This window comes from Pseudomonas sp. NFPP04, assembly GCF_900113815.1.
GTDB lineage: Bacteria > Pseudomonadota > Gammaproteobacteria > Pseudomonadales > Pseudomonadaceae > Aquipseudomonas > Aquipseudomonas extremorientalis.
Map to the genome: position 1 here is coordinate 297,594 of NZ_FOQS01000001.1, position 20,123 is coordinate 317,716.

Here is a 20,123-nt window from a genome sequence, read left to right on the forward strand (position 1 = left end):
TGGTTAAAGATCCGAGGCGGGCAGGTATACTGCGCGCCAGCGTGGCCCGCAAGCCGGCCCCGCGTCATTTCTTGCACGCTCCGGAGCTTCCATGACTTCCCCGACACAACCCCCTGTTGAAGCGGCCGACCTCGTCGATCCGGCCAGCGCCGAAGGCGTTGAAAAAGCCGAGATCCCGGCGTTCAAATTCCCCTTCAAGCCGGGTGAGCTGGCCGGGGCCAAGAATGCCGCCCAGCCCTGGTACAAGAACGGTGCCAGGAATGGCCACACCAAGACCCCGGGCATGGCGCCACCGGGCACCCGTCGTTCCATGGGTAAACGTTAAGATTAATCCACTGTAATATTTGCGGGATGTTGCCTACAGCTCCAGTCGCTATTTCTTCTTGTAAGCCCGCGACCATTTCTTGAAAGCTTGCACAGCTTCCGCTGCACCCCTGGTTTTTCCACAGGGAGCAGCGGAGGGCGCTCTTTCCGGAAAAGGACGTTTCCTGTGGCCCTGATACACCTCTGTGTAGCGTTTGTCCTGTTGCTTGCGGTGGATGCCGTTGCAGGCCTTGATCAACCTCGACGCGAAATCCGCTTCGCCGTTGCCGCACAATTTCCCCCCTTCCAGAGCCGCAACCCGCAAGGGCAGTTGGTCGGCTTGAATATCGAGTTGGGCAACGCCCTTTGCCAGCAGTTGAATGTTCGCTGTACCTGGGTCGACCAGGTGCTGGTCGAAAACTTCGGACGTCTTGAAGCGCGGCAATTCGATGCAATCATGGGCATTGCCCCTACACCCCTGCGCCGGCGTTGGGTCAGTTTTACCGACAACCTCTACCCCTTTACCACGCGTCTTGTCGCCCGTCGAAGCTCGGGCCTGATGCCGACACCAAGGTCGCTCAAGGGCAAGCGAGTGGGCGTATTGCTGGGCAGTAATCGCGAAGCCTTTGTTCGTTCGCAATGGGCGCGCGAAGGCGTGATTATCAAGAGTTTCTGGCTCAACGACGAGCTGGTCCGCAGCCTGGTGGCAGGCGATATCGATGCGACCCTGCAGGGCACTGTGGAAATTCGCGAGGCCCTGCTCGACACGGCTGTCGGCCAGGATTTCGACTTTCTGGGGCCCGCCGTTTGTGCTGAGCTGTTAGGCAATGGTGTTGCGATTGCGCTGCGCAATACCGACACGGCGCTGCGTGTCGAGCTGAATCGTGCGCTTGAACAGCTCAAGCACAATGGCGAATACCAGCGGATCGTCGCGCCTTATCATCTGGACCGGCCGTGATGGCTAATTAATTGCGCGGAACATGAGCTGGATCAGTATTTGCCCCCTCGGTGCGCTTAGAGTCGACGCCCTGCCGACTCCCCCAACAACCACGAGCGCGCTTCTCCATGAAGATCAATCTGCCGGTCACCGGTCGGAATGTGGACTTTGCCCCCGACGCCAACATCCTTTCGACCACCGACCTGACCAGCGCGATTACCTACGCCAACCAGGACTTCATCGATATCAGCGGCTACAGCTGTGACGAGCTGCTGGGGGCGCCGCACAACATCCTGCGGCATCCGGACATGCCGGCCGAGGCATTCGCCCATATGTGGCAAACCCTCAAGAGCGGCCGGTCGTGGATGGGCATGGTGAAAAACCGCTGCAAAAACGGTGACCACTATTGGGTCAGCGCGTATGCCACGCCGGTGACCCGAGAGGGCGCGACCGTGGAGTATCAATCGGTGCGTATCAAGCCGGATGCGCGCAGGATCGCGGTGGCGGAGCGGATGTATGCGCGTTTGCGAGCGGGCAAGCGGCTGTCCTGGCCGGTCGTCGGCATGGGTGTGAAATTGTCGGCATGGGTCATCGCCACTTGCGCGGTGACCTGGGCCTTGGGCTTGGGCCTGACGGACTCCGCGCCGGTCTGGCAGTTACTGGCGTTGGTGTCGGGCTGTGCGGTGGGGGCGGCTGGCGTGCGGCTGATGTTGCGGCCCTTGGCTGAACTGCAAAAGCGCGCGCGCCGGGTGGCCGACAACCCGCTGAGCCAGGCGATCTACACCGAGCGCCGCGACGAGTGCGGGCAGATCGAGTTCGCCCTGCACATGCTCGAAGCCCAGGTCGGCGCAGTGGTAGGGCGTATCGACGATGCCTCCCAGCGCCTCTCCGGCCACGCTGCACGGTTGGTGCAGCACCTCGACAACAGTCACGCCAGCAGCCTTGGCCAGCAGACCCGGACCGACCAGGTGGCGGCAGCCATTCACCAGATGGCCGCCAGCGTGGCCGAAATGGCCAATCATGCCCAGCAGGCGTCCAAGGCGGCCGACCAGGCCGGCAGCGAAACCCGTGAAGGTCACCTGCGTGTGGATGAAAGTCATGATGCGGTGTTGCGCTTGTCCCAGGAGCTGGCGCGGGCCACGGAGGTTATCCACCAGTTGGAAAACCACAGCGGTGAAATCAGCAGCGTGCTGGAAGTAATCCGCACGATTGCCGAGCAGACCAACCTGCTGGCCCTGAACGCGGCTATCGAAGCGGCGCGGGCCGGTGAGCAGGGGCGCGGGTTTGCGGTGGTGGCCGATGAAGTGCGCGGCCTGGCCCAGCGCACCCAGCAATCGACCGATGAAATCCAGCGCATGATCAGCACCCTGCAAGGCGGCGCACGTGACGCGGTGCAGGCCATGGCGCACAGTGGCGAGCATGTCGACGCCAGCGTCAAACAGGCGCAGCGGGCAGCCGCCGCACTGGATGGCATCAGTCAGCGTGTCACACAAATCACCGCCATGAGCCAGCAGATTGCGACCGCCGTGGAGGAGCAGAGCACGGTGAGCGAGGACATCAATCGCAACATCGTCGGCATCCGTGATGCCGGGGAGGCCACCGTCAGTGCTGGGCAGCAGAGCCGGCTCAGTTCAAGCGATGTGGCCGCACTGGCGGAGGATCTACGGCAGTTGGCGCGGGAGTTCTGGTCTAGGCCGCGCGCAACGAGATAAACGCATAGTTGGCCGGCACTTCGGTGGCAATCTGCGCCCCGGCATCCAGCACTTGCTCGGCGATGTCCATCCCCGACACATGGAACACCCATTCATTGGCCACGGACGGCTGACCCACCGCCAACTCGATCGCTTGGGCAAACGCGCCCATGTCCGGCAGGTAAGCGGTAAACCCATCGCCCTTGAGCGCCGTGGTGCGAATGCCGAGCAAGGCGCACACCGCTTCCTTGGTCTGCACGTCATCACGGTCGGCCTGACGTGAGCGCTGGATCAACTGCGCCAGTTCAGGGTCCATCAGCTGGCCGCCCACGATCAATTCCGGCCCCTGTTCCCATGACTCCGGTGGGCAATCCTTGGCGGCGGGGTTCAACGGGATATGCGGATTGATCTCCATCGGGTAGATGCGGCACACCAGCGGGCGACGCTCATAGATACGGCAGCGGTTGTCCTCGTCAAGATTCCGGCAGGGGCCGGCGTTGTAGGCGGCAAAGGTGATTGCCACAAACGCCTCGGTGTTGCCGCTGGGCACGACCACCGAACGGCGTTCGGCATGTTCGCGTTGTTGCAGGGGCAGGCCCAGGCCATTACCGAGGAAACCTTCCACCAGGACGATGACGCTGCCGCCGTCGGCCGCCCACTGGCGGGCTTCTTCGAGGGTCAGGGGTACGTGATGATCGGAGCAGCATTTGCCGCAACCTACGCAGGAAAATCGAGTGTTCATGGCGGATCTGTCACCAGGCTAGGTCAGAGGGCACGCAAGAACGGTGACGGGTTTTTACCTCTGTTCACCGTTTTGTCTCTGTGGAAGCAAGTTGCACGCCAGTGCCTGTCAGTCCTCTGTCACTACATCGCGTAGGACAAATCTCATGCCTGCGCTCTCATACAACTGCCGAGCGCGCAGGTTGCTTTCCAATACCTTGAGGTCCACATAGGGCTCGCCGCGCTGCTTGAACACTTGGAAGCTGTGCAGCAACAAGGCGCGGCCCAGCCCCTGGCCCTGGGCGCAAGGGTGAACGGAGAGGTTCTTGATGAACGCGCTGGTCCAGCATTGCGCGACGGCGAGAATGCCTTCGTGGTTGCTCGCCACCAGGCACAGCGTGGGGTCGAACTCGGCGTCGGTGGTGAATTGGTGCTGCCAGGTTTCCAGGTGGGGAACGCGGCCGCCGCCCTGGTCCTGGGTCATGCGCAATACCGCATGAATCGCTGGTGCAAGCTCGTCACGATAATGATCCAACTGTGTATCCGCGGGCCACAGCGGGGCAGGCAGGCTGCCGGTGAGGTCGCGGCGCAGCAGTTGGAAGTATTCGCTCACAGGCCTTTTTGCGCCACGGTTTGAGCGGCCACTACCAGGCACTTGGTCAACTCGGGCGAAGAGAACTTGGTGAGCACCGCATCGGCGCCGGCCAGCCGGGCTTTTTCGCTGTTCATCGCGCTGTCCAGGGAGGTGTGCAGCAAGATATAGAGGTGCTGGAAGTCCGGGGTTTCGCGCAGGGTGCGGGTGAGGGCGTAGCCGTCCATTTCCGACATCTCGATGTCCGACACCACCACATTGATCTGCTCGGCTGTGCCTTGCAGCTCCAGCAGCACGTCGATGGCTTCCTTGGCGCTGCGTGCGGTGTGGCAAGTGAGGCCGAGGTTGCGCAGAGTGTGTACCGATTGCTGCAGCGCGACCTGGCTGTCGTCCACCACCAGGATGCGCGCATTGCCCAGTACTTCGGCCTCTTCCATGGTCAAGTCGGTGGGCGCCGCTTCGATTGGCGCCGGTGCGATGCCATGGATGACTTTTTCGATATCCAGCACCTGCACCAGGCCGCCTTCCACCTGGGTCACCCCGGTGATAAACGCACGGTTACCGCCGGAGCCGTAGGGCGGCGGACGGATGTCGGTGGTCAGGCAATGCACGATCTTGCTCACCGCCTGCACATGCAACCCCTGTTTGGAGCGGCTCACGTCGGTGACGATCAGGCAGCCACCGTCCGGGTCTGCCAGGGGCATTTCGCCGAGGGCGCGGCTCAGGTCGATCACCGCCAGCGAGTTGCCGCGCAGAGTGGCGATGCCTTTCACATGCGGGTGGGACTCCGGCAGCTTGGTCAGCGGCGGGCATGGGATGATTTCGCTGACTTTCAGCAGGTTGATCGCCATCAGCTTGCCGCTGCGCAAGGTAAAGAGCAGAAGCGAGAGTGAGTCTGCGCGGGCTTTGGTGGTGGGCATAAAAACCTTCTGTGGATCAGGGATGACGATCTATGGAAGGTTATCGACTTGAGCGGCCCATGCTTTAGGGGCATGGGCCGCTAAAATCATTCCTTCCACACCTGAGGATTCACCAGGTCCTGCGGACGCTGGCCCAGCAGGGCGCTGCGCAGGTTGTCCAGGGCACGGTTGGCCATGGCTTCGCGGGTTTCATGGGTGGCCGAGCCGATGTGCGGCAGGGTCACGGCATTGCTCAGTTGGAACAGCGGCGATTCGGCCAGTGGCTCTTGCTCATACACATCCAGGCCGGCACCACGGATACGCTGGCTTTGCAGGGCTTCGATCAGCGCCGGTTCGTCTACCACCGGGCCGCGGGAAATATTGATCAGGATCGCGCTGGACTTCATCAGCCCCAACTCGCGGGTGCTGATCAGGTGCCGGGTCTTGTCGCTCAACGGCACCACCAGGCACACGAAATCCGCCTCGGCCAGCAGCGCGTCCAGGCTGCGCAACTGTGCGCCCAACTCCTGCTCCAGCGCCGGCTTGCGGCTGTTGCCGCTGTAGAGGATCGGCATGTTGAAACCCAGGCGGCCACGCCGGGCCACGGCCGCGCCGATATTGCCCATGCCGACGATGCCCAGGGTCTTGCCGTGCACATCACAACCGAACAACGGCGCGCCGACACTGGCTTTCCACTGGCCGGCCTTGGTCCAGGCGTCCAGCTCGGCCACCCGGCGAGCGCTGCTCATCAGCAGGGCGAAGGCCAGGTCGGCGGTGCTTTCGGTGAGCACATCCGGGGTGTTGGTGAGCATGATTCCGCGCTCGTTGAAGTACGCCACATCGTAGTTGTCGTAACCCACCGACACGCTGGACACCACTTCCAGCTTGCTTGCGCCTTGCAACTGCTCGCGCCCCAGCTTGCGGCCCACACCGATCAGGCCGTGGGCGTGGGGCAGGGCTTCATTGAATTGAGCGTTGATGTCACCCAGCTTGGGGTTGGGCGCGATCACCTCGAAATCCTGTTGCAGGCGTTCGATCATTGCCGGGGTGACGCGGCTGAAGGCGAGGACAGTCTTTTTCATTGCAGGCGGGCTCATCGACTACGGGAGAATGCCAAGCACGCTAACATTCCTGCCGACAGTTGTCAGGACGTCACATGTATCCATGTGAGCACCGGACCAAGTGTGGGAGGGGGCTTGCCCCCGATGGCAGTGGACCGGTCAACACATCTGGTGACTGACGCACCGCTATCGGGAGCAAGCTCCCTCCCACATTTGATCTATATCACCTGGGAGAGATCAGTTCGCCAGGCGCGCACCGCTCAGGCTGCCACTCAATTCATACGCCACCAGTTCCGCCTGGTGCGCCGCCAGAATCTCCGGCAGCGAGCCGCGCAGGTATTCCACCCAGGTCTTGATTTTCGCATCCAGGTATTGGCGCGAGGGATAGATGGCGTACAGGTTCAATTCCTGGGAACGGTAGTTGGGCATGACCCGCACCAGGGTGCCGTTGCGCAGGCCCTCGATGGCCGCGTACACCGGCAACAGGCCAATGCCCATGCCGCTGGTGATCGCGGTTTTCATCGCGTCGGCCGAATTCACCAGGAACGGCGAGGTATTGATCGCCACGCTTTCCTGGCCTTCGGGGCCGTTGAAGGTCCACTTGTCGAGCTGGATCACCGGGCTGACCAGGCGCAGGCAGGCATGGTTGAGCAGGTCATTGGGGCGATGGGCGCAGCCCTTGGCCTTGACGTAATCCGGCGAGGCACAGGCGATGCTGTAGGTGATGCCCAGGCGCTGGGACACGAAGCCCGAGTCCGGCAGTTCGCTGGCCAGCACGATGGACACGTCATAGCCTTCGTCGAGCAGGTCCGGCACACGGTTGGCCAGGGTCAGGTCGAAGGTCACGTCCGGATGGGTGCGGCGATAGCGAGCGATGGCGTCGATGACGAAATGCTGGCCGATGCCGGTCATGGTGTGCACTTTCAATTGCCCGGCGGGGCGCGCATGGGCGTCACTGGCCTCGGCTTCGGCTTCTTCGACATAGGCCAGGATCTGTTCGCAGCGCAACAGGTAACGTTTACCCGCCTCGGTCAGTGCAATGCGCCGAGTGGTGCGGTTCAACAAGCGGGTTTGCAGATGGGCCTCAAGGTTGGAGACCGCGCGCGACACATTGGCAGTGGTGGTATCCAGTTGCACCGCGGCGGCGGTGAAGCTGCCGGCTTCGGCCACGCAACTGAAGGCGCGCATGTTTTGCAAAGTGTCCATGGAGTGTTCTCAAGGGAGATGCCAAATTGTGACATGAAGTTGCGCGCAGGTGTGTATCCGCTGGGCGCTGTCCCCTCCCGACGTGGGTGGCGAAGAGTCAGGACAACGTCCAGGCCTCACTGACTTTCGCCCTATAGTGCGGCATGTATTCCTGTAGCAAGTGATTGAATGCCGCCTGTGCGCGGGCGCGGTTTTCACCGGTAGGTACGTCGAGGGCGGCGTGGGCGCGCTGTATCAGGGTTTCGGCGGCCCGGGCGAGTACCGGACTGATGCGTTTGAGTGCGTCAATCTCCGCGGTCAGCGACGTACCGTGGGCCTGCCGGCCCAGGGTGTCGAGCAATGCATGAAAGTCATCGGCGTGCCGCTCTACGTAATCGTCCCAGCCCGGCTTCTCATCGGGGTTTTCCAGGTAGCGGAGGGCGATTGGCAGCAGATGATCCAGTGAGTCGCTGCCTAACCGGTCTTTGTGCAAGGTTTGCCGGGTGCGCAACGACTGCGCCTCGATGACGCTGAACTGTTCAACCTGTTGCGGCAGTACCAGATTGCGGTCTTTGTCCTCCGTATGACGGGTATAGAGCACCACCGGTTGGCCGTGCTTTATCTTTACCAGCACTTGGGTGGACCACGGTCTGGCGGGATCAGGCAGCGATTCGCTGATCGAGCGGACCAGGTGTCCCCAGCCGAATGTCTGCTCGCCAATGGTATCAAGTGCTTGGTCCAGCATTTTCTTGACGACTTGCCGGGATTCTAAAGGGGCAATATCGATTGTCAGGTAATCACCGCTCAGGTGCGGGTCATCGAGCTTGCGTTGGCTGACTTCAATGGTCACGCCTTTGCCCGCCCCGCCCTGTGACGAGGCCGCTACCCCGGCAGAGAAACTCTGTATCTGGGCGATGGCGGTCAGCTTGTAGACTTTCAGCGCATCGGGGCGCAGCTGAGCAGGGTGACGCTGGATCAGCGTGTACATTTCATTCTCCAGCGGCCTATCGATGCGCGACTGTGCCTTGAGCAGTACATAGCGCTCCAGCAATGATTGGGCCTGTTTGTTGCTGGCGTGGCGGGTGGCGTTCAGCTCGGACGCTGGCACGGGTGTGCAGACCTGCCGGGTGAATTGTTTGCTGGTGGCGTCTATGTGGTTTTTCATGTCGGCCAACAGTGCCAGGGGGTCGTCGTTGTAGTGCTTGTGCGAGGCCAGGCGACGATGCGCCAACTCCGGCGCCGTTTCATACAGGCTCAGGATATCCAGGGTGATGTGTCGGTGAGTGCGTTGCAGGGTTGGCTTTATCGTGGTTTTCACCTGCAGAGCACTGAAGACATTCACCGTCGACTTGTTATGGGCCGTCAACGCGAAGCCGCGTTCGGTGATCACCGGTTGGGACGTGTTTCTCACGCTGGGCAGCTCAACATCGGTCAGGCCTGCGTCGGCCAATGCCGCCCTGACATAGGGTTGGCTCAGCGCTGAGTAGGCCAGGTGTTTCTGCAGGTTGTAGCTATCACGCAACAAGCTGGGCAGGTTCTTCACAGTGCGACGGATACTCTCGCTTAGCGAGGTGCGAACGGAATGGCTGCGCGCATCGGCGTACTGTTCCAGGTTTTCGTATTCGCGAGCCGAAACATAGCCGATACCGAGTTGGCTGTGGGTCTGGAACAGCTTCTCGATCGATGACTTCAACTGTGCCTGCAGGCTGATGGCGCGCGTGCTTCTGATGCGCTGGTCGGCGCAGACCTCCAGGCGGGAGTCGGCTGCCAGCTGCGGCCCGGCACGCGTCTGTTGCGTTGGTTCCAATGCAACGTTGTAGCCGATATGACGGTGGTTGCTGCGTTCGCCGCCATTGCGGACATAGGCGAGTGCCGGTAATAACTTTTGCGTCAGGCGCAGATGTTTGCCAGCACTGACGGCTGCCCGAAACTGCCATTTGAGGGCACGACACAGTGCATAGTCGGCCTCGATGTCCGGGTCCCTGGAGGTGCGGTGCCGGCGAAGCAGGTGTTCGGCCTTTTTGAAAAACGCGTAAAAGTCCGGTAATGCCTCTACCGACACCTCAAGGCTCGGCTCACGGCTGGACAGCTTGTGGTGAAGCGCCTCTATTGACGCTCGATCGCGATGATCGTCTGCAAGTGGGATCAGCTTTTCCAGGACGCTGTCCGCAATCCAGCACACATCACGCTCCAGGGGGCGCATGCCGGGTTGCAGTGGTGCTGGCGAGAGGTGTAGCTGCCTGCGCAGAACGTCAGCGGTCTGTTGTGCAGGGGCGGATATGGCTGCTTCGAAAGGGCGTGCGTTGAGGACTGAAAACATTCGGGCACTCCAGAGGGTGGAATGCTCGTCAGTGTGCTTGCTGGCAGCGCACCGCGCTGTAGGGAGAATGTCCCTGTGCCGGGATAAATAGCCCTACATCCTTGGCGTCAGCTCGGATTATCGCCTGAACGGTAACAAAGATTCACAGGAATGCCAGCTTATCGTCCGCCAAGCCGCCGCCTAGAATTGCGCCACCTCTCCCCGCAACACCCTCTCAGGAATTCACAGCAGTGCCGCGTCGCATCAGCAGAGAGCTCAAGACTCTCAGTGTTTGGGCTTTATCGTTCGCAATCAGCGGCTGCATCGGAACCGGAGGAGTAGCCCCTCAAGGCCAGTCCCTCAACGCCAATGACCTGGCTACCGACGACGCCATCCAGAGCGCCGCGCAAGACGCCCACTGGCCCACCGCACACTGGTGGCAAGCCTACGGCGATCCCCAACTGAACCGCTGGGTCGCCCTCGCTACCGAAAACAGCCCAAGCATGGCCATGGCCGTTGCACGGGTGCGTGAAGCACGGGCCATGGCCGGGGTTGCCGAGTCGGCCGAGTCGTTGCAGATCAATAGCGACACTACCCTCAAGCGTCACAATTGGCCGAAGGATCAATTCTACGGGCCGGGCGAGCTGAGCGGTGCCAACACATGGGATAACAATGCGTCCCTGGGCCTGAGCTACGCCCTCGACCTGTGGGGCCGTGAAAGCAATGCCAGCGAACGTGCCGTCGACCTGGCGCACATGAGCGCCGCCGAAGCGCGCCAGGCCCAGCTCGAATTGCAGAACAACGTGGTGCGCGCCTATATCCAGCTGTCGTTGCAGTACGCCAATCGCGATATCGTCGCGGCCACCTTGGCGCAACAGCAGCAGATTCTCGACCTTGCCAACAAACGCCTGAACGCCGGGATCGGCACCCACTTTGATGTCAGCCAGGCCGAAACGCCGTTGCCGGAAACCCATCGCCAACTGGACGCCCTGGACGAAGAGATCGCCCTGAGCCGCAACCAACTCGCAGCGCTGGCGGGCAAGGGGCCGGGGGAGGGCGCGACATTGCAACGCCCGACCCTGTCTCTCGCCGCGCCCCTGAAACTGCCGTCGCGACTGCCTGCGCAATTGCTCGGCCAACGCCCGGATGTGGTCGCCAGCCGCTGGCAAGTCGCGGCCCAGGCCCGTGGCATCGACGTGGCCCACGCCGGTTTTTATCCCAACGTGGACCTGGTCGGCAGCCTCGGCTACATGGCCACCGGTGGCGGCATACTGGAGTTCCTGGCGGGCAAGAAATTCAACTACAACGTCGGTCCGGCGATCACCTTGCCGATCTTCGACGGAGGGCGCCTGCGTGCGCAATTGGGTGAAGCCAGCGCCGGTTATGACATCGCGGTCGCCAAGTACAATCAGACGCTGGTCAACGCACTCAAGGGCATCAGCGACCAGTTGATCCGTCGCGAGTCCATGGACAAACAAGCGTCCTTCGCCGCGCAGTCGGTGGCCTCGGCGCAGAAAACCTACGACATCGCGATGATCGCCTACCAGCGCGGCCTCACCGACTACCTCAATGTGCTGAATGCGCAGACGTTGTTGTTCCGCCAGCAGCAGGTGCAGCAACAGGTGCAGGCCGCCCGCCTGAGTGCCCACGCCGAACTGGTCACCGCCCTGGGCGGCGGCCTCGGTGCTGGCAGCGACGTACCGCAAGACGCCAAGACCCTCCCGAGCAAGACCCCGACGGCACTGGCCGTGTTCGATCACTGAGTAGGATTTGATGACTCCCTTGCCTGCACCGCTGCGCTGGCTGCATGCCCTTGAGTGGCGCCGTGGTTTTTTCGACTGGGTACGCAGCGATGGCGTGACCTGGGTGTATATCTTCAAGGTGCTGGCCGCCGCGTTCCTCACGCTGTGGTTGGCCATGCGCCTGGAGTTGCCGCAACCGCGCACGGCGATGATCACCGTGTTTATCGTGATGCAACCGCAAAGCGGCCAGGTGTTCGCCAAGAGCTTCTATCGCTTCCTCGGCACTCTGGCGGGGTCGGCGGTGATGGTGCTGCTGATCGCCTTGTTTGCGCAGAACACCGAGTTGTTCCTTGGTGCCTTGGCGATCTGGGTGGGCATGTGCACCGCTGGTGCCACGCGCAATCGTAACTTTCGCGCCTATGGTTTCGTGCTGGCCGGCTACACGGCGGCGATGGTCGGCCTGCCTGCGCTGGCGCATCCGGACGGTGCTTTCATGGCAGCGGTGTGGCGGGTGCTGGAAATCTCCCTGGGGATTCTGTGCGCCACGCTGGTCAGCGCCGCGATCCTGCCGCAAACCTCCAGCGCCGCCATGCGCAATGCCTTGTACCAGCGCTTTGGGGTGTTCGCGCTGTTCGTCACCGATGGCCTGCGCGGGCGCAGCCAGCGTGAAGGGTTCGAGGCCAGCAACGTGCGCTTCATCGCCGAAGCCGTGGGCCTGGAAGGGCTGCGCAGTGTCACGGTGTTTGAAGACCCGCACATGCGCCGGCGCAATGGTCGGCTCAGTCGCCTCAACAGCGAGTTCATGAGCCTCACCACGCGCTTCAATGCCTTGCACCAGTTGCTCGAGCGCCTGCGCAGCGATGCAGCCGACCATGTTGTCGCGGCGATCAAACCCGGCCTGCAAGACCTCGCCGAAGTGCTCGATGGTTTTACTGGCCGTGCGCTCACCAGCCCTGACGCGGCGCGCCTGGTCAATCAACTGAGTGCCTACAAGGACAGCTTGCCCGCCAAGGTCCGTAGCCTGCGCGCGGCCTTTCAGGAAGGCGATCCCACCGAAGCCGAGCAGCTGGATTTCCACACCGCCTACGAGTTGCTCTACCGTTTCGTCGACGACCTGCACAACTACGCGCAAACCCACGCGTCCCTGGCCGATCACAGCCATGCGCGCGAGCAGTGGGACGAAACCTTTATCCCGAAGACCAACTGGTTGGCTTGCGCCGCCTCGGGGATTCGCGCGTCGTTTATCTTGATTGTGCTCGGCAGTTACTGGGTCGCCACCGCCTGGCCCAGCGGTGCGACCATGACCCTGATTGCCGCCGCCACCGTGGGCCTGTCCGCCGCCACGCCGAACCCGAAGCGCATGGCGTTCCAGATGGCCTGCGGCACGTTGCTCGGTGCGTTGGTGGGCTTTGTCGAAATGTTCTTCGTGTTCCCCTGGATCGACGGTTTCCCGCTGCTGTGCGTGATGCTTGCGCCGGTGATCATCTTCGGCGCGTTTCTCGCTTCACGTCCGCAATACGCGGGTGTCGGGGTAGGCCTGTTGATCTTCTTCAGCACCGGTTCGGTGCCGGATAACCTCACGGTCTACAACCCCTACACCTTTATCAACGACTACATCGCCATGGTCATCGGCATGCTGGTGTGCGCGGCGGCGGGGGCGATCATCCTGCCGCCCAACAGCCGCTGGTTGTGGCGCCGCCTGGAGCAGGACCTGCGCGAACAGGTGGTGTATGCGATCAGCGGCAAGCTCAAGGGCCTGGCCTCGAGTTTTGAAAGCCGCACCCGCGACCTGCTGCACCAGGCCTACGGCCTCGCCGTCGGCCAGCCGCAAGTGCAGCGCGACCTGCTGCGCTGGATGTTCGTGGTGCTGGAAGTCGGTCACGCGATCATTGAGCTGCGCAAGGAACAGGCGATCCTTCCGGTGCACCCGGCGTACGCCGAGTCCCAGCCGTGGCGCCAGGCGATCCGCGTGATGGGCCGCTCGCTGGTGCGGCTGTTCCTGCAACCCAGCGTGAGCAACCTGGAGCGCGGCCTCATCGCCGTCGACCATGCGATCAGCCGCGTACAGGCTACCGACGAACCCTTCGCCCCGCACTTCGACACGTCGGCCCTGCGCCGGGTGAAAAGCTACCTGCACTTTATCCGCACTTCATTGCTCGACCCGCAATCGCCACTCGCTGCCTTTAAAGGAGCTGCGCATGCCCCGTGAAATCGCCTTCCATGGCATCTATATGCCGACCATGACCCTGATGTTCCTGATCGCGGCGGGGCTGGCCTGGGGTGTGGATCGCTTCCTGGCCGGGTTCGACCTGTACCGTTTTTTCTGGCACCCGGCGTTGCTGCGCCTGAGCCTGTTCGTCTGCCTGTTCGGCGCCCTGGCGCTGAGCGTCTACCGTTGAGAATGCCCCGATGAAAAAGTTTTTCAGCCTGCTCGCGACCTTGCTGGTACTGGCCCTGGCGATCTGGATTGGCCGCACGTTGTGGGTGCATTACATGGAAACCCCGTGGACCCGCGACGGCCGTGTGCGAGCCGACATCATCAACGTGGCGGCCGACGTCACCGGCGAAGTGGTCGACGTGCCGGTGCGTGACAATCAGCTTGTCAAAAAAGGCGACCTGCTGATGCAGATCGATCCCGAGCACTACCGCATTGCGGTCAAGCAGGCGCAATCGCTGGTCGCGTCGCGCAAAGCCACCTGGGAAATGCGCAAGGTCAACGCCCATCGCCGGGCGGACCTCGATGCGCTGGTGATTTCGAAAGAAAACCGTGACGACGCCAGCAACATCGCCGACTCCGCCTTGGCCGATTACCAGCATGCGTTGGCGCAACTGGAAGCCGCCGAACTCAACCTGAAACGCACCCGGGTGCTGGCGGCGGTGGACGGCTATGTCACCAACCTCAACGTGCACCGAGGCGACTACGCACGCATCGGCGAAGCGAAGATGGCGGTGGTGGATATGAATTCGTTCTGGGTCTACGGCTTCTTCGAAGAAACCAAACTGCCCCATGTGAAGGTCGGCGACAAAGCCGATATGCAGTTGATGAGCGGCGAGACCTTAAAGGGCCATGTAGAAAGCATCTCGCGCGGCATCTACGACCGCGACAATCCCGAGAGCCGCGAGTTGATTGCCGATGTGAACCCGACCTTCAACTGGGTGCGCCTGGCCCAGCGGGTGCCGGTGCGGATTCATATCGATGAAGTGCCGCAGGGGGTGTTGTTGGCGGCGGGGATTACGTGCACGGTGATTGTGCGGGAGTTGTCGGGAGGTTGAGGTCGGCTATTGGCGGAGTGCGTTGGCCCTCACTTTGCGACGGCGTTTCACTCTCAAGATGCTGGTAAAACGGCGATGTTTTTTTGAATTGAGAACCAAGATGTAAAGCAGAGCCGAGAATAGCGGCAATAGGTTGAGCAATGTCACAGCGTGGCTGCCCAGATAGGCGATCGAGAGCAAGATATTCGCGATGATCACAGTTACAAGTACTCGAGATGCATGACGGGATCCTTCCCACAACATCGCTTGGCCCACGTAGAAGATCAAGCAGAGTGCTACGCCGGTTCCGAAAGAATACTCGGTCGATAGGTGATAGAGCGCTGCGTAGTACGAGAGGCTATGCGCCATGTTGCCGGCAATCGTATTCAAGCAAAGCAGTAAGGCGCCACCCCATACCGGTAAAAAACGGTACGCATAACGGCGCCAAATTAAATACTCCCGGAAGGGGTCGACGCTATATTTCATGGCTGTCGAACTCCTCGTAGAGTGCAACGATCACGTGATTGACGTTTCCGGATAGAGTGCTGCCCGTGACAGCCAAAGTGGCGCCGATTTGGTCTTGGATCTGAGTCATGATGCTTAGGCGTATCTGGGAATTGCTGAAGCGTCTGGGCAACTGCCCAGACAACTGTTTCAGGCGAACCATTGCACTGGGGTGACGAGGGTTTTTCAGGCGTAATACTTCGCTGGTTAGCTTTGCGCGTTCCTGACGACTCATATGCCTCAAGACATCAGTGACTTCGCGCCCCGTCGAATGTTTGATCGCCATAATCGTTTTTACCGTGGCAAACGTAGTGCTTCCCGCACCGACGAGTGAGATTCCGTCTAGAGCGACGGTCATTGCCTGGTACCAACCTAACGAGTCGTAGTAGTCGTTCTCGGCGGGGTTGACGAACTCATTGTAGGTCCGCCATAGACTGTTGAGGCATTGCACGCCGCTTGCAGCCGTGCCGGCCAAAGCAACGTAGGACAAAGCAAGACTGGTACCTGCGCTGAACGGTGCCGCCGCGATTCCTGCCTTCGCAATTATGATGCCTATTACAGCCCCGCCGCAGGAACTCACGACTCCCGATGCTTCTTTTCACACCTGCGACTCATGCAGTGAACTGGCCGCCAGCTGCGCATATTCTTCTGCCGTCCTGACCGGCCCCGTCATTTCCCGCAACATCACGCGCTTGGGCCTGATACTGCACAGCGGCACAAACTCACGCAGTACCGTCACCTGATAATCACTGCCGATATGCACCACTGCGGCCCCGACGATGGCCGGGTCGGCATCTATGGTTCGATAGAGCTTGGGCAGGTCCAGCAGACTGGTCAGCCGCTGGCGAGTAGTGGTATGCGCTTGCGGCACACCACTTTGCAGAAAATCCCTGGGCATCCTTTCACCTGTGAGTCGACAGAGGTGAAAGAGCCTGGGGATTGTTTCCTTGTAATGATGTCAGGCCGTTCGCTGTTTTTTGTAGGACGCGGCCTGGTAATTATCTCACTGCGCTATGAAGGTCTCGTGCAAATGCCGCCACAACAGCACGCCACTGGCCTGCTTCTCAAACACCACGGTAGCGCGGCGATCCGTCTGCGTGCCGCTGGCATCCACCTGATGTTCGCGGTAAGTCACCGTCGCCCCACGAGCATGCCGGTCGATCCCGGCCATCTCGCTCAAGGTGATCTTCAACCCCGGGCGCATGCCGCCCAGACGCGTGAACAGTGCATTGACCCCGGCGGCATTTACCCGTGCGCCGGTAGCGGGGGCGATCATGCTGAACTCCGGCGAAAAGCGGGCGAGCAACGTCTGCAAGGTACCTTCGGGTGCGACACCGGCAAACCATTGTTCGATCTCGACGTGGGTCTGGATCACTTCTTCAAAAAAATCGCTGTAGTCAATCATCGGTCGGGCTCGCTGGCAGGGTGAAGCAGTGCACGTAGCCTGGACGCATCCAGGCGCAGCACCGCAAAAAGAGGCAGCAGGGTCAGGGCTGCCGCCATCGTGAAGGTTATGGCGAAGGAATCCAAGGCTGACAACAGTGCGCTGAGTATGGCTGCGCCCAGGCAGAAGCTCACTTGCCGATTGATGTTCCACAAGGCGCTGGCGTGACCCATGCGTTCAGCGGGGATGTCGAGAAAGGCCAGGGTCTGCGCGGTGCTGCTGCACAGGCTGCCGCCCAACCCCATCAACAAATAGGCTGGAATGATCAGTGCAGGGCCATTCAGCAATAAGATGCCCAGGCATTGCAGCAGCATGCCCGCCAACAACAACGGCTTCGGACCACAGCGGTTGAACAGTTTTTTGCTGAGCAAAATCGCCAGTGCCGACGCCAGTGCCCACGGCAGCATCAAGGCGCCGGTCTGTGTGGCGTCGTACCCGAGGCCGCGAAGATAGAGTATGGCGATGAGGCTGGTACCGATGAACACGCCGGGGATGCACAGGTAGATCAGCATCGCGGTGCGCAGCATTGGGCTGCGCATCTGTTGGAAAATACTGCCCACGTCCAGTGGCACACGACGGCTCGACGGCCTGTCAGGTTTTATCCATAGAACGGTCAGCAGCAGGGTCATCAACGCCAGTGGCAGATTGGCGTAGAAGATCCAGCGCCACGACACGTTGTCGACAATCAAACCACCCAGAGCCGGAGACAGCGCCGGCACCAGCAATGCCACCGACATCACTCGCGCTGTCAGTTGGCTGCGTTCAGCCGCCGGGAAATGCCGGTAAGCCATGGCCTGCCCGACGGGAATCAGCAAGCCACCGCCCAGCCCTTGCAGGGCACGCCAGCCGATCAGTGTTTCAATCGAACTCGCCTGGCCCACCATCACCGATGCCCCGGCGAACAGCAACAGGCTTGCCGCGATCAGCGTTCGCTCCCCCATCACCGCAGCCAACCAGACACTGAGCGGAATGATCCCGGTCAGGCCGATCAGATAGGCATTGCTGATCCAGGCCAGTTGCGTGACCGAGGCGTGCAGTTCGCGGGCAATGTCCGGGTAGGCGACGGTGGCGACAAACATGTTTACCAGGTCCAGGGCGAAGCCCAGCAAAAAGATCCAGGCGACTTTCGAGCGGTAGGTCATGAACGCAATCCTGCGAATGAAGCGGGCAGGGTAGGCCGCACACAACATTTGGGCTACGCCGGTTTGCCTGCTAGTTTGTCAAAAATATTTTGACAAAGAGACCTCCAACCCATGGTCAGCCTGGACCGATTCGACACCTTCAAGGCCGTGGTCGAGGCCGGCTCTCTCACCGCTGCCGCTGACCTGTTGGGCCAGACTCGCGCCGTGGTCAGCTTCAACCTCAAGCGCCTGGAGGCGGAACTGGGCGTTACTCTGTTGACCCGCAACACCCGCCAACTGGCGCTGACCGATGCCGGCGAACGCTTCTACGTGCGTTGCACGCGCATGCTCGAAGAAGCTCGATTGGCGGTGGAGGAAGCCCGCTCGGAGCATGCCCAACTCAAAGGCACGTTGCGCATCACCACCACCATCGAATACGCGTTGGCCGTGGTCGCGCCGGCGGTCGAAGCCTTCCGCCGCCTGCATCCGGACCTGGACATTCACTTGTCCACTTCCTCGACCCATGCCGACCTGATCTCCGAACGTTTCGACGTGGCGATTCGACTGGGCCGCCTGCTCGATTCCAATCACCGCGCGGTGCAATTGTCCACCTTCGAGGTGTTTGTCGTGGCGGCACCGGAGTTCGCCGGGGTTGACACGCTGGAGGCATTGGAGCCGTTGCCCAAATTGGCACATGGCCGTCTGACTGAGTTAAGCCTGACCGACCCCGAAGGTGGCCAACATCAGTACCGTCCCGGCAATGCCTCGCTGGTGGCCGATAGCGCGGCGGTCCTGCAAGCCTTTGCCGTGCGCGGGCATGGCGTGGCAGTGTTGCCGCAGTGGTTGGTGCAGGACGATCTGAACAGCGGGAGGTTGGTGCGCCTGTTGCCGGACCATCGCTTCGCTCCGCAAGGGGTCTATGCGATGTATCCGGACACTCGGCATTTGCCGCTCAAGGTGCGGGCATTTATTGATTTCATGAAGGGCTAGAGTGAGCCCGCCAGACCAAAACGCTTCTTCAGCACCCTCTCCAACAACCCCTTGGGCAACAGCGCCGCCATCAACGGCAACGCGCGGCTGCCGTTGCCCGAACGCAGCAGGCGCGGCGGTTGCGACTGTTGCACGGCCTTGAGTACGTCCGCCGCAAACTCATTGGCGGGTGTCGGCTTGTCCTGCGACGCCTGGCTGCGTGCGCGAATACCTTCGCGCAATGGCCACCACGGCGATTGCTCGTTGATCAACAATTCGGCCTGGGCACCGGCGTTTTTTGCGAAGCTGGTATTGATCGCACCGGGCTGCACTTCCATGACCCGCACGCCAAACGGCGCGAGTTCCATGCGCAGTGCGTCGCTCAGGGCATGTACGGCCGCTTTGGATGCGCAGTAGGCGCCCGCAAACGGCGTCACCAGCACCCCGGACACGCTGCCGATATTCACCACCAGGCCTTTGCGTTTGCGCAGCGCCGGAAAAAACGCCTGGGTCACGCCGATGATGGAAAACACATTGGTTTCGAATTGGCGTTGCAGCGCCTGGGTGCCGCCATCAAGCAGTGGGCCCATGGCGCCGTAACCGGCGTTGTTGATCAGCACGTCCAGCTCGCCCACATGGCTGGCCAGTGTTAGCAGGGCGGCGTTGTCGTTGACGTCCAGCAGCACGGCGTGAAAACCGGCGTTGTTGAGGGCGATAACGTCGGCTTCGCGGCGAGCGCTGGCGAGCACTTCGAAGCCTGCTGCCTTGAAAGCGTCAGCCATGGCGCGGCCGATGCCGCTGGAGCAACCAGTGATGAGTACGTTGGGCATGGGGCGGTCCTTGGCGGTGTCGCTGTCTTTGTGGAGAGGCACCCTACCGTAGCTGTGGTGCAAATTGAAACATGTACATTTCGCGGGAAACGAGCGTGAACCTGTCAACTTTCACAGGTTCACCATCGTGTGAAATGGCTTATGTTTAATCCAGTCTCACTCGGGCAACAGGGGCAAACTGGATGTGAAAGCCAAAGATAAGAAATCCACGACAGCGAAACCACCAACAACGTCTAAATCGAAAGCCAAACCCAAGACCGGCGCGAAAGCACCGCAAGTCAAGCCGGTCTTCAACACCCGTTTTTTAAAAGGCCTGGTGACTGACGCAGCCTCAAAAAAACCAGGAAAGGCAAGGTCAGTTGCAAATTGTCTTATCTCACGTGGATAACGACGACGGCCAATTCACCGGCGATGACGAGCGCTATCTCCCCTTCGAACCCACTGGCTCGGTCTCCCGTTGGCGCCTGGCATTTACCGAGCAAAATCCGCAGATACGTGAGCGGCACATCGAATCGCTGCAAGACATCATCCTCCACCTGAGTTACACCGCTAAACTCGGCCAGGAGTAGCCCTC

General features: G+C 61.2%; 21 protein-coding genes. 9 read left to right on the plus strand and 12 right to left on the minus strand.

Features of this window, described 5'->3' with window-relative positions; all coding sequences use genetic code 11:
* Window positions 1–91: 91 nt before the first annotated feature.
* From BM017_RS01475 to BM017_RS01485, 3 genes are all read left to right on the plus strand, one after another.
* On the plus strand, window positions 92–325 hold the full coding sequence (locus tag BM017_RS01475) for a hypothetical protein (protein ID WP_092240798.1): 234 nt from the start codon (window positions 92–94) through the stop codon (window positions 323–325).
* 165 nt (window positions 326–490) lie between these two features.
* Window positions 491–1,261, plus strand: a complete 771-nt coding sequence (locus BM017_RS01480; protein ID WP_092240801.1) for a transporter substrate-binding domain-containing protein — start codon at window positions 491–493, stop codon at window positions 1,259–1,261.
* Window positions 1,262–1,368: 107 nt separating this feature from the next.
* Complete coding sequence (locus BM017_RS01485) at window positions 1,369–2,952, plus strand: methyl-accepting chemotaxis protein (RefSeq protein WP_092240803.1); 1,584 nt, start codon at window positions 1,369–1,371, stop codon at window positions 2,950–2,952.
* On the opposite strand, the gene BM017_RS01490 is transcribed toward BM017_RS01485, so the two are convergent.
* The 6 genes from BM017_RS01490 to BM017_RS01515 form a co-directional block, all read right to left on the minus strand.
* On the minus strand, window positions 2,930–3,673 hold the full coding sequence (locus BM017_RS01490) for a YkgJ family cysteine cluster protein (RefSeq protein ID WP_092240805.1): 744 nt from the start codon (window positions 3,671–3,673) through the stop codon (window positions 2,930–2,932). The genes BM017_RS01485 and BM017_RS01490 overlap by 23 nt on opposite strands.
* Window positions 3,674–3,781: 108 nt before the next feature.
* Window positions 3,782–4,264 (minus strand): GNAT family N-acetyltransferase, encoded by a 483-nt coding sequence (locus BM017_RS01495; RefSeq protein ID WP_092240807.1) that lies wholly within the window; start codon window positions 4,262–4,264, stop codon window positions 3,782–3,784.
* Window positions 4,261–5,163, minus strand: a complete 903-nt coding sequence (locus BM017_RS01500) for a chemotaxis protein CheV (protein ID WP_071491200.1) — start codon at window positions 5,161–5,163, stop codon at window positions 4,261–4,263. The genes BM017_RS01495 and BM017_RS01500 overlap by 4 nt, the downstream gene beginning before the upstream one ends.
* An 86-nt stretch (window positions 5,164–5,249) precedes the next feature.
* The gene (locus BM017_RS01505) at window positions 5,250–6,224 is read right to left on the minus strand and encodes a 2-hydroxyacid dehydrogenase (protein ID WP_092240809.1); all 975 of its coding nucleotides are present in this window, start codon (window positions 6,222–6,224) and stop codon (window positions 5,250–5,252) included.
* A 216-nt stretch (window positions 6,225–6,440) separates the two neighbouring features.
* Window positions 6,441–7,409, minus strand: coding sequence for a LysR family transcriptional regulator (locus BM017_RS01510; RefSeq protein WP_058422937.1), 969 nt, complete (start codon window positions 7,407–7,409; stop codon window positions 6,441–6,443).
* Between the two features lie 97 nt (window positions 7,410–7,506).
* A complete protein-coding gene (locus BM017_RS01515) occupies window positions 7,507–9,708 on the minus strand; it encodes a hypothetical protein (RefSeq protein WP_139216838.1) in 2,202 nt (733 codons plus the stop codon).
* Window positions 9,709–9,938: 230 nt separating this feature from the next.
* Between BM017_RS01515 and BM017_RS01520 the strand changes: the two genes are divergently transcribed.
* From BM017_RS01520 to BM017_RS01535, 4 genes are read left to right on the plus strand one after another with little or no spacing between them, the layout of a single operon-like run.
* Window positions 9,939–11,450: an efflux transporter outer membrane subunit gene (locus BM017_RS01520; protein WP_092240813.1), complete on the plus strand. Its 1,512-nt coding sequence runs from the start codon at window positions 9,939–9,941 to the stop codon at window positions 11,448–11,450.
* Between the two features lie 10 nt (window positions 11,451–11,460).
* A complete protein-coding gene (locus BM017_RS01525; protein ID WP_092240815.1) occupies window positions 11,461–13,638 on the plus strand; it encodes an FUSC family protein in 2,178 nt (725 codons plus the stop codon).
* Window positions 13,628–13,828: a DUF1656 domain-containing protein gene (locus BM017_RS01530; RefSeq protein ID WP_071488550.1), complete on the plus strand. Its 201-nt coding sequence runs from the start codon at window positions 13,628–13,630 to the stop codon at window positions 13,826–13,828. Before BM017_RS01525 ends, BM017_RS01530 begins: the two co-directional genes overlap by 11 nt.
* A gap of 10 nt (window positions 13,829–13,838) precedes the next feature.
* Entirely contained in the window at window positions 13,839–14,702 is an 864-nt protein-coding gene (locus tag BM017_RS01535) for an efflux RND transporter periplasmic adaptor subunit (protein WP_071488551.1), read from the plus strand.
* Between the two features lie 6 nt (window positions 14,703–14,708).
* Here the strand turns inward: BM017_RS01535 and BM017_RS01540 are convergent, their stop codons facing one another.
* The 5 genes from BM017_RS01540 to BM017_RS01555 all read right to left on the minus strand — a co-directional run bounded on the left by BM017_RS01540 (window position 14,709) and on the right by BM017_RS01555 (window position 17,771).
* Window positions 14,709–15,167, minus strand: a complete 459-nt coding sequence (locus tag BM017_RS01540) for a hypothetical protein (RefSeq protein ID WP_092240817.1) — start codon at window positions 15,165–15,167, stop codon at window positions 14,709–14,711.
* Window positions 15,157–15,765: a hypothetical protein gene (locus BM017_RS01545; protein WP_256572927.1), complete on the minus strand. Its 609-nt coding sequence runs from the start codon at window positions 15,763–15,765 to the stop codon at window positions 15,157–15,159. The genes BM017_RS01540 and BM017_RS01545 overlap by 11 nt, the downstream gene beginning before the upstream one ends.
* Before the next feature lie 18 nt (window positions 15,766–15,783).
* Window positions 15,784–16,083: a hypothetical protein gene (locus tag BM017_RS29250; RefSeq protein WP_256572926.1), complete on the minus strand. Its 300-nt coding sequence runs from the start codon at window positions 16,081–16,083 to the stop codon at window positions 15,784–15,786.
* 105 nt (window positions 16,084–16,188) lie between these two features.
* Window positions 16,189–16,590: a DUF4440 domain-containing protein gene (locus tag BM017_RS01550; protein WP_092240819.1), complete on the minus strand. Its 402-nt coding sequence runs from the start codon at window positions 16,588–16,590 to the stop codon at window positions 16,189–16,191.
* Window positions 16,587–17,771, minus strand: coding sequence for an MFS transporter (locus BM017_RS01555; RefSeq protein WP_092240821.1), 1,185 nt, complete (start codon window positions 17,769–17,771; stop codon window positions 16,587–16,589). Before BM017_RS01555 ends, BM017_RS01550 begins: the two co-directional genes overlap by 4 nt.
* A gap of 111 nt (window positions 17,772–17,882) precedes the next feature.
* On the opposite strand from BM017_RS01555, the gene BM017_RS01560 reads away from it, so the two are divergent.
* Window positions 17,883–18,740, plus strand: a complete 858-nt coding sequence (locus tag BM017_RS01560; RefSeq protein ID WP_092240823.1) for a LysR family transcriptional regulator — start codon at window positions 17,883–17,885, stop codon at window positions 18,738–18,740.
* Here BM017_RS01560 and BM017_RS01565 read toward each other — a convergent pair.
* Complete coding sequence (locus tag BM017_RS01565) at window positions 18,737–19,549, minus strand: SDR family oxidoreductase (RefSeq protein WP_092240825.1); 813 nt, start codon at window positions 19,547–19,549, stop codon at window positions 18,737–18,739. The two genes, BM017_RS01560 and BM017_RS01565, sit on opposite strands and share 4 nt — an antisense overlap.
* A gap of 320 nt (window positions 19,550–19,869) precedes the next feature.
* Between BM017_RS01565 and BM017_RS01570 the strand changes: the two genes are divergently transcribed.
* On the plus strand, window positions 19,870–20,118 hold the full coding sequence (locus tag BM017_RS01570) for a Tc toxin subunit A-related protein (RefSeq protein ID WP_256572933.1): 249 nt from the start codon (window positions 19,870–19,872) through the stop codon (window positions 20,116–20,118).
* The last annotated feature ends 5 nt before the right edge of the window (window positions 20,119–20,123 follow it).

Coding starts and splice junctions, on each gene's coding strand:
- BM017_RS29250 (WP_256572926.1), bottom strand. CDS start 16,083: ATGCCCAGGGATTTTCTGCAAAGTGGTGTGCCGCAAGCGCATACCACT.
- BM017_RS01530 (WP_071488550.1), top strand. CDS start 13,628: ATGCCCCGTGAAATCGCCTTCCATGGCATCTATATGCCGACCATGACC.
- BM017_RS01550 (WP_092240819.1), bottom strand. CDS start 16,590: ATGATTGACTACAGCGATTTTTTTGAAGAAGTGATCCAGACCCACGTC.
- BM017_RS01515 (WP_139216838.1), bottom strand. CDS start 9,708: ATGTTTTCAGTCCTCAACGCACGCCCTTTCGAAGCAGCCATATCCGCC.
- BM017_RS01505 (WP_092240809.1), bottom strand. CDS start 6,224: ATGAAAAAGACTGTCCTCGCCTTCAGCCGCGTCACCCCGGCAATGATC.
- BM017_RS01485 (WP_092240803.1), top strand. CDS start 1,369: ATGAAGATCAATCTGCCGGTCACCGGTCGGAATGTGGACTTTGCCCCC.
- BM017_RS01490 (WP_092240805.1), bottom strand. CDS start 3,673: ATGAACACTCGATTTTCCTGCGTAGGTTGCGGCAAATGCTGCTCCGAT.
- BM017_RS01525 (WP_092240815.1), top strand. CDS start 11,461: ATGACTCCCTTGCCTGCACCGCTGCGCTGGCTGCATGCCCTTGAGTGG.
- BM017_RS01555 (WP_092240821.1), bottom strand. CDS start 17,771: ATGACCTACCGCTCGAAAGTCGCCTGGATCTTTTTGCTGGGCTTCGCC.
- BM017_RS01500 (WP_071491200.1), bottom strand. CDS start 5,163: ATGCCCACCACCAAAGCCCGCGCAGACTCACTCTCGCTTCTGCTCTTT.
- BM017_RS01565 (WP_092240825.1), bottom strand. CDS start 19,549: ATGCCCAACGTACTCATCACTGGTTGCTCCAGCGGCATCGGCCGCGCC.
- BM017_RS01510 (WP_058422937.1), bottom strand. CDS start 7,409: ATGGACACTTTGCAAAACATGCGCGCCTTCAGTTGCGTGGCCGAAGCC.
- BM017_RS01560 (WP_092240823.1), top strand. CDS start 17,883: ATGGTCAGCCTGGACCGATTCGACACCTTCAAGGCCGTGGTCGAGGCC.
- BM017_RS01535 (WP_071488551.1), top strand. CDS start 13,839: ATGAAAAAGTTTTTCAGCCTGCTCGCGACCTTGCTGGTACTGGCCCTG.
- BM017_RS01475 (WP_092240798.1), top strand. CDS start 92: ATGACTTCCCCGACACAACCCCCTGTTGAAGCGGCCGACCTCGTCGAT.
- BM017_RS01540 (WP_092240817.1), bottom strand. CDS start 15,167: ATGAAATATAGCGTCGACCCCTTCCGGGAGTATTTAATTTGGCGCCGT.